This window comes from Acidithrix ferrooxidans, assembly GCF_000949295.1.
Lineage (GTDB): Bacteria > Actinomycetota > Acidimicrobiia > Acidimicrobiales > Acidimicrobiaceae > Acidithrix > Acidithrix ferrooxidans.
Genome location: NZ_JXYS01000059.1, coordinates 1 through 7,979, shown reverse-complemented (window position 1 = coordinate 7,979; position 7,979 = coordinate 1). Strand labels below are relative to the sequence as shown.

Here is a 7,979-nt window from a genome sequence, read left to right as displayed (position 1 = left end):
GTATAGATCTTTCTATTCCCACCGTTTTAGATTCTGCAACTGGCGAAGAGGTTGACCCTGGGCTATGGGGTGAGATTCAACTGTGCTGGGATCGAGATAAAAGACGATTCAGCCTGCATATCCCTTATGAGACCCTCCGAGAAGTTTCGGCGGGTGATGCTTTGAGTGCCATCGACGAAGGAATCATCAACTCTATGGCACTAGCTACTTGGGTAGATGCCAAGATCATAGATGTGACAATCATCAATGGACGCGAAGCTCCAGCTATCAAACGACAAAGAAACAAGGCTGTCGGTCAACTTCAGCACAAGATCAGCAAGTGCAAGAATGGATCTAAGAAGCATAAAAGGCTGGTAACTGCGAAGAAGAAGATCAACTCTAAGACAAAATCATCACTTTGTGACTTTGATCATCAGGTTTCCAACAAGGCGGCCAATCACGTCATTAGCCACAACACCGCCAGAGTTATAGTTGGTGACGTGAGGGGTATTGAGAAGGAGACCAAGTCCAAGCGGCGCATGGGCCGCCACGGTCGTCAACAACTCTCCCAGTGGTCAAGGGGTCGACAGGAACGCTACCTCAAAGACAAGACCGGATTAGACCTAGATTTCCTGAACGAATCAGGTTCAACCAAGACCTGTCCAGCGTGCTTGACACGCAATCGACCATCAGGTCGATACTACCGATGCAAGAACCCTATTTGTGGTTTTACTTGTCATCGAGACGCTGTAGGAGCGATCAATATCCTCCAGAAGGCGTTATGCGGGGAATACACTCCAATTGGACCGGATACAAAAATCCGAGTCACGTATCTCCGGGCTGTCGAGCGCTGGTCACTTGATCAACGTGAAGCACACCGCAAGGTGCAGTGCCGCAAGGCCAGAGCCCTGAGTAGTGCCCAGAACCGGGCCTTGTCTGAGGCAACTCAGATTAGCAAGCCGAAGCTAGCAAACTCATCCACCAGTACCGATTCATCGGTACCAGACCAGTTGGTCGTGGTGGCGTGACGGGAGCGATGCTTGGTAACCCCAACCAAACGGCGGAGCCAGAAGCCCCGTCCGTAAGGGCGGGGAGGTTCACGAGACGAAGATCTCCATGGCTCTTCTGGGTGCGGCCTCGATCGATAAGATAGATTCTGACGCCTTTGTGGTACCTGTCGACTTTTAGAGATAATGACCCAACTTGGACCCAGGTTGATTTGGGATAAGCTTTAATTCCAGTGCAGAAGAGACCAGTTGGAATTTTTGATAGCGGATTTGGGGGACTAACGGTACTCAAGGCTATCGTCGACCTTATGCCATATGAGGATATTGTTTATTTTGGCGATAGCGCTAGGTATCCATATGGTCCAAAATCCAAGGGTGAGGTGACTTCTTTCTCGCTTCAAATAGTTAAGTACCTCAAAGATCTCTACGACGTAAAGATGGTAGTGGTCGCTTGCAATACCGCTAGCGCGTTTGCACTTGCGGAGTTAGAGAGAGCCTTCGATGGTCCTATCGTTGGTATGATCGAACCGGGTGCTAGGTCGTTGGTTTCCTCTGCAGACGGAGATTCGATTGGAGTAATTGGTACCCTTGGCACCATCTCCTCGGGGGCCTATCAGGAGCGTATTGCTCAATTAGCCCCGCAAAAGCATTTGACGTGTGCTGCGACTCCTGGTTTTGTAGAGTTCGTAGAGCGAGGCGAAGTCAATTCAGAGCAACTAGTTGTTTTGGCTGAGCGACTCCTGCGACCGATCATTGATCGAAAGGTCGAGTCGCTTCTCCTTGGGTGTACCCACTATCCCTTTATAGCTCGAGTAATTTCTCAGGTAGTTGGAGAGGAGACCATATTGGTTTCCTCTTCGGAAGAGACGGCTTTTCAGGTACGCCGTGATCTGATCGATGGAGGCATAGACGAAAAAGACGATAGTTTCGGTCTGATCAGATGCATTACTTCAGGCGACGCTCAAGACTTTCGTCGTATTGGCAAATTACTTTTGGACATAGATTTTGAAGACATTATTTCACGTTCATTTGAGAGTGACAATCCTTGACGTTGCTTTCTGGTGAGTCATGGGTACGACCTCAGCTCTATTCTAGGGCCGAAGGCCCTGACGTGATGGCAGTCTATGGCTTAGGTCGGGGCAAGATAGCGTGGGCGGCAAATGATTTTTGCTTTTGGACGGAGTGGCTATAGGAAGCTATTAAATTAAGTCCGCTAACCTCGGCGGCCACGGAGAGATTTCTGCATAGTTACGATGGGATCGTTATTATGGTTGAGTATGAGATTGTCCATCTCATCAATAACCATTTGATGATGGATGGAATTTAGCAGTTGCCCACAAGGAGAATCAGTGCCCCGCTTTCAAGACCGCGCTTTGGATGAGCTAAGACCGTCATTGATCGAGCGTGACTTTACGCAGATGGCTTTAGGGTCAGCCCTGATCTCTGTCGGAAAGACCAAAGTTTTATGTACTGCTTCAATGGAGGATCGAGCTCCCGCATGGCTTCGAGGAAGTGGAAAGGGTTGGGTCACGGCGGAATATTCGCTATTGCCCGGTTCGACTCCTGAACGAAGTGGCCGTGAGGCCTCAAAAGGAAAGCAATCTGGAAGAACGCTGGAGATCCAACGACTAATTGGGCGGAGTTTGCGATCGGTGGTTGACATGAGTGCTATTCCGGAGATTCAGCTTGTCGTAGATTGCGATGTGCTTCAGGCGGACGGTGGCACTCGAACGGCATCGATCGTTGGCGGCTTTGTGGCACTCTCGGATGCGATAAATCGACTCATTGACATGAATAGGATTTCAAAGCGTGCATTGATTGGTCAATGCGCTGCCGTATCGGTTGGAATCGTTGATGAAATTGCGATGCTTGATCTGGACTACTCAGAAGATGTTAGGGCTGATGTCGATATGAATGTGGTTATGACCAGCGACGGTAAATTTGTTGAAGTTCAAGGGACCGGCGAGCGAACTACCTACTCCAAGAGTCAGTTGGATGACATGTTGTCCTTAGCTGAGCATGGTATCTCGTATTTGATGGATCTGCAGAATGCAGTATTATCTGATCCTCCCAAGCCGAGATCTAAATGATCGATCGGATAATTTTAGCCTCTGGAAACCAAGGAAAACAGAGGGAGATTAGTGAGATATTAAGTCCTTTAGGTATCTTCGTCGAGACGATTGATGGTGCATTGGAGATGCCGGAAGAAACCGGTACCACATTAAGTGAAAATGCTATTATAAAAGCTCGTTTTGGAAAGGAAGTCTCTGGTTTGCCGTCTTTAGGCGACGATTCGGGCCTCTTTGTTGAAGCGCTAAATGGTGAACCAGGGATATTTTCGGCTCGATATTCGGGCGAATTTGCTAACGATGAGACAAATAGGATGAAATTGTTAGGTGAGCTTGCCTCCATGGGGATTGATCGCTCTCCTGCCTATTTCATGTGCGCAATGGCGTTGGTTGGTGTGGACTCGATCGATGAGCCAATTGTTTGTCTTGGCAAAGTGGAGGGGTACGTAACCAATTTCGTTAAAGGCCATGACGGATTTGGTTACGATCCACTATTCATTCCCAGCGAGGGTGATGGCAGAACATTCGCAGAGATGGCTCATTTGGAAAAAAATGCGATCTCACACAGGGGCCGAGCTTTGTCGGAGCTCTATGGGGTGATTTCAAAGCTGAACTCTATCTGATTGAATTACTTCCTTTGACGGATAGTCCCAGGTTATTATTGGTCTCATTGGATCAATTGATAGGTCGTCCGAAGGCATAGATTAGAGTCGTTAGCTCTAAGATACTCTCGAGAACTAGGTCCGCTCCCGCACTTAGGAGGTCGCCAGAGGAGTGCGCGCCAGAGAGCACGCCGATCGTCAGTCCTACACCGGCTGCCCGACCGGATTTAATGTCGCTTGCCGTATCTCCCACAACAAGGATATTTTGTGAGCTCGATACGCCTGTGGTTTTCATGGCTAGCTCGATCATATCGGGTTCGGGCCGACCTTTTACCTCTTGCGTGGGACAAATAGCAGCATCTATCTTGTTGGTCCAACCTAGTCCATCGATCAGTAGATCCTGAATTGATTTATCGAAACCCGTGGTCAATGCGATTTTAATCAGTCTTGCTCGCAATGTTGAAAATAGCTCACTTGCCCCTGGGACCTCTTTGGCCCCTTTTTCAGCGATCATTTGTTTGTAGTTATCTTCGAATTTGTTATTGGCTAATAGCGCGAGTGATTCATCATTAAATATCTGACGAAAGACGATTATTTTGGATTGACCCATGGTGTCACGCACCTGCTGCATGGTAGAGTCGAATGCCTCAGATCCGGTTGGAATGCCCATTTCAACCGCGGTGTTTCTAAACGCCCCAAGGACAAGACCTCCATCGCATATCGTGGTGCCGGCCATGTCGGAGACGACTAGTTCAGCTTCGAAGATTCGTTCTTCTAGTGTTCGGAGATTTATATCGTTTCCAAATATCATCTTTGGGTAGGATCGAACTTCAGATGGTGTCACCATTGAGTTACCTTTCCTGGTTATGGTGGATAAATTATTAGATTTTGCTATTTTGTATTGTTTTTAGGTAGGTGATAATGACACCGATTCTTTAGCTCATTTTCTCTCGGTGCGTCATTTGATCCATGAGACGATCTCGTCGGCAATCGCTAGAGAAAGGTTAGTTCTTCTCGGCAAACCCCTGAAACCGATAGGAATGCTCTGACGTGCCAATGCGACGCAGTCTCGCAGGGGATCTTGGGTACACGAATAGACGCCCTCCCAAATAGCTCCACTATAGAGTTTTCCCGCGGTGATCAAGGGGGACAAGCTACCACTAATGTACTCTGTCATAGTGACGTCGATTCTGAATTCATCTTGAGGATCTTTGTTGTCGGTCGTTCTTAGAAAGACGGAACTATCGGCGGGTCGTCTTGATGAAAGTTGTAGATCGTATCTCATTTCGGATGAGGCGTCCTGGGGAGGGTCCTTCACGGGGCAAGTGTTCGAAGAATGGGTAACATGATGTGCCAGGGCTTCTCTGTCGATTATTACTGGTCCAACTGTCGCTTTGATGCGCTGTCGCTTTAGTCCAACCGCCCGACTGATCCGAAGGCTCGTTTTTTTTGGAGCCGTATGGCGAGCTAGAAAGCTGCCGTAGTTTTCTCTTGGTGTTGCGCTTACGATGCGAAACTCTTCTTGGATACCATCTGGAGTCTCTACGGCGTTGTCATCTACCTCTATAGGTTTGACCCAAAATCTCAGGTTGCAGTTCAAGGAGGAGTTTAAGTATTTAATTATTTCGGCTAAAGCGGTCCCGGGTTCGACTGAGGGGTATGAATCACTCAAGAGACGACCTAAGACATTCGAATTCAACACGACGAGCCCAAAGTGTTTTAGATCCCACTGGTCTATTATCTTTAGTTTGCGTTGATTATTTGAGCCACGGTCGATTGTTCGTTGAGTCCATTGCAGTTCGGTTTGGCTTTTGAACAACTCCAAAGACCTCCCCGCTCTAAAGTCGATTTCTGATATTTTCACCGATAGTTCTTGCCCTTGCGCGCTTGAGGCGAGCCTAAGTCGAAGATCTTCTCCTTTGGTAAGTTCACTTACCATAATTAGGCCGAAATTGCTTGCTGAGGCACCTTTGGAAGTTGCATCACGTTCGAACAGGGTAACGCCATAACCAACTTTTAGAGACTTCATCACTAGTGTGCAACCGATGATTCGAGCACCGATAATTGCTACCTTTTGCCTTTGGGTCGTTTTTTTCAAAGTCGTACGTTACCTTTAGTGTTCTGGGAACAGTTCCTCACCTTGTTGGCACATGAAGATTAGAGTGCCAAATTTCCTATATGGCCAACGCCATCTTTCTCAAGATTGAATACTTGGTAAATTTGGAAGTTCCACATGCTCCATTTTCGTTTCCGCCGTGTCAACAATCGCTCAGCAAAGCACCAGCCTCTTTTTTTTATATTTGTCGTCCAAGGCAATTTTTCACCTTCGATAATCTGCGTCACGATCCTTTGTTGCCTGGGCGTTTGGGTAGGCGATTGGGTGTGGGCAATACCTCCAATGAGGTATTGAATCGATGGATCCTTTTGATGTGACGGTGAGATTGTTAACCATCTTTGATCGATGACTATTAATGTGAACCAATGAAGTAGACCAGTGACCAGATGGCACAAATGAACGATGAGGCCCATGTAAAGATTGCAATGTTGCCGTTAATGGCCATCGAGAAGTGCAAGCTTGCCTCGATCTTAGGATGGGGCCGAAAGTGCAATTCGCGAAGCGGTACCTTGGAAGACTGCCTTTAAATAGACAAATAGGCTATTTTGAATTTTGGCTTCAATTGAGTGAAATTTGCCTTTTGAACCAACGGGAGCGCAATCGGTTTCCGTAAGGGAGGGGTCAAGCGACCTAATTCTTTCTCGGTCTACCTGATTTACCTCTTGGGAGTTTCTGGTTTTCTATGTACTGTTTCACTTCCTCTAATGGGGCTCCACCACAAGACACTATCGACTAGGAGGGCGACCAAAAGTGCTGCCCCCACAAAGCCTCTCGGACTTCCGGCCAGTTCTTTGCCCTTACTCTCATGGCGATAAGTGTCTTCATAGACATCACCAGTCTCGACAGGGCAACTTTAGCTGCGTTGGTGATCAGTAGGTGGGCATGATCGCCGTCTGTTTCGAAAGCATCGAGGGTGGAATCGAAACGAGTACACACCTCAATGAGGGCAGATCTGATCTCGTCACTAACTCTCTCGGTCATGACATTACGTCGATATCTAGGTATCAAGACGATGTGTGCATGTAATTGATATACCACATGCCTTCCATTGCGCCAATCATCGTCATGTAGTGAAATATAGTCCTTAGTAGATAATGCTATATTAGTTATCAAATGGCTAGTAGAAGCACAGAGTATACAACAGCTATCGTGCCCGTTACTCTGACAGGGGCCTCTTATCGTCTAGCCCATGACTCGTGCCATAGGGCAGCACTGTTATGGAACCAAGCGGTCAATTGGGTCCATGGCGAATGGAAAGCCAAGCGCTCTCCTAATAAGTACGACATCCAAGGGTTTCTCAACTCGATACCTCGCCAAGACCGTCCATTACACGCCCATACCACTTTAGACAATCGCTCACGATCTCTCAGAGGCCATAACCATAGCTAGAACAAACAACAAGAAAGGTATGAAGGTTCGATCTCCTTGGCGTAAGAAGAACTACCGCCCTCTCTCGTTCTCAAAGGGGTACGGTTGGCATATCTCCAAAGGTCAACTCCACCTGTCACTAGGTAGGGGCCGTCCGCGTATAGATCTTTCTATTCCCACCGTTTTAGATTCTGCAACTGGCGAAGAGGTTGACCCTGGGCTATGGGGTGAGATTCAACTGTGCTGGGATCGAGATAAAAGACGATTCAGCCTGCATATCCCTTATGAGACCCTCCGAGAAGTTTCGGCGGGTGATGCTTTGAGTGCCATCGACGAAGGAATCATCAACTCTATGGCACTAGCTACTTGGGTAGATGCCAAGATCATAGATGTGACAATCATCAATGGACGCGAAGCTCCAGCTATCAAACGACAAAGAAACAAGGCTGTCGGTCAACTTCAGCACAAGATCAGCAAGTGCAAGAATGGATCTAAGAAGCATAAAAGGCTGGTAACTGCGAAGAAGAAGATCAACTCTAAGACAAAATCATCACTTTGTGACTTTGATCATCAGGTTTCCAACAAGGCGGCCAATCACGTCATTAGCCACAACACCGCCAGAGTTATAGTTGGTGACGTGAGGGGTATTGAGAAGGAGACCAAGTCCAAGCGGCGCATGGGCCGCCACGGTCGTCAACAACTCTCCCAGTGGTCAAGGGGTCGACAGGAACGCTACCTCAAAGACAAGACCGGATTAGACCTAGATTTCCTGAACGAATCAGGTTCAACCAAGACCTGTCCAGCGTGCTTGACACGCAATCGACCATCAGGTCGATAC

General features: G+C 47.8%; 9 protein-coding genes. 6 read left to right on the top strand and 3 right to left on the bottom strand.

Annotation, left to right across the window (positions count from 1 at the left end):
* From AXFE_RS08995 to rdgB, 4 genes are all read left to right on the top strand, one after another.
* The coding region (locus AXFE_RS08995) for a zinc ribbon domain-containing protein (protein WP_152625987.1) at positions 1–1,007 on the top strand (1,007 nt) is incomplete at its 5' end.
* A gap of 212 nt (positions 1,008–1,219) precedes the next feature.
* Positions 1,220–2,035 carry a glutamate racemase gene (gene murI / locus AXFE_RS08990; RefSeq protein ID WP_052605535.1) on the top strand — a complete coding sequence of 272 codons (816 nt, stop codon included), beginning with the start codon at positions 1,220–1,222 and terminating at the stop codon, positions 2,033–2,035.
* 267 nt (positions 2,036–2,302) lie between these two features.
* Positions 2,303–3,076, top strand: coding sequence for a ribonuclease PH (gene rph / locus AXFE_RS08985; protein ID WP_052605534.1), 774 nt, complete (start codon positions 2,303–2,305; stop codon positions 3,074–3,076).
* Positions 3,073–3,678 carry an RdgB/HAM1 family non-canonical purine NTP pyrophosphatase gene (gene rdgB / locus AXFE_RS08980; RefSeq protein WP_052605533.1) on the top strand — a complete coding sequence of 202 codons (606 nt, stop codon included), beginning with the start codon at positions 3,073–3,075 and terminating at the stop codon, positions 3,676–3,678. Before rph ends, rdgB begins: the two co-directional genes overlap by 4 nt.
* A 52-nt stretch (positions 3,679–3,730) precedes the next feature.
* Here rdgB and AXFE_RS08975 read toward each other — a convergent pair whose 3' ends face one another.
* The 3 genes from AXFE_RS08975 to tnpA all read right to left on the bottom strand — a co-directional run bounded on the left by AXFE_RS08975 (position 3,731) and on the right by tnpA (position 6,886).
* Entirely contained in the window at positions 3,731–4,504 is a 774-nt protein-coding gene (locus AXFE_RS08975) for an HAD-IA family hydrolase (RefSeq protein ID WP_052605532.1), read from the bottom strand.
* A gap of 111 nt (positions 4,505–4,615) precedes the next feature.
* On the bottom strand, positions 4,616–5,755 hold the full coding sequence (locus AXFE_RS08970) for an FAD-dependent oxidoreductase (protein WP_052605531.1): 1,140 nt from the start codon (positions 5,753–5,755) through the stop codon (positions 4,616–4,618).
* Positions 5,756–6,505: 750 nt separating this feature from the next.
* A complete protein-coding gene (tnpA, locus tag AXFE_RS08960; protein ID WP_160291797.1) occupies positions 6,506–6,886 on the bottom strand; it encodes an IS200/IS605 family transposase in 381 nt (126 codons plus the stop codon).
* Between tnpA and AXFE_RS19320 the strand changes: the two genes are divergently transcribed.
* Both AXFE_RS19320 and AXFE_RS08955 read left to right on the top strand, forming a co-directional pair.
* On the top strand, positions 6,887–7,162 hold the full coding sequence (locus tag AXFE_RS19320) for a hypothetical protein (protein ID WP_152625986.1): 276 nt from the start codon (positions 6,887–6,889) through the stop codon (positions 7,160–7,162). It abuts the gene before it with no gap.
* Between the two features lie 19 nt (positions 7,163–7,181).
* Positions 7,182–7,979, top strand: a 798-nt coding sequence (locus AXFE_RS08955; RefSeq protein ID WP_152625985.1) for a hypothetical protein, incomplete at its 3' end; no start/stop codon positions are given.

Excerpts from the sequence above, each read along its gene's own strand:
- rph (WP_052605534.1), top strand. The coding sequence starts at position 2,303 with ATGGAATTTAGCAGTTGCCCACAAGGAGAATCAGTGCCCCGCTTTCAA.
- rdgB (WP_052605533.1), top strand. The coding sequence starts at position 3,073 with ATGATCGATCGGATAATTTTAGCCTCTGGAAACCAAGGAAAACAGAGG.
- AXFE_RS08975 (WP_052605532.1), bottom strand. The coding sequence starts at position 4,504 with ATGGTGACACCATCTGAAGTTCGATCCTACCCAAAGATGATATTTGGA.
- AXFE_RS19320 (WP_152625986.1), top strand. The coding sequence starts at position 6,887 with ATGGCTAGTAGAAGCACAGAGTATACAACAGCTATCGTGCCCGTTACT.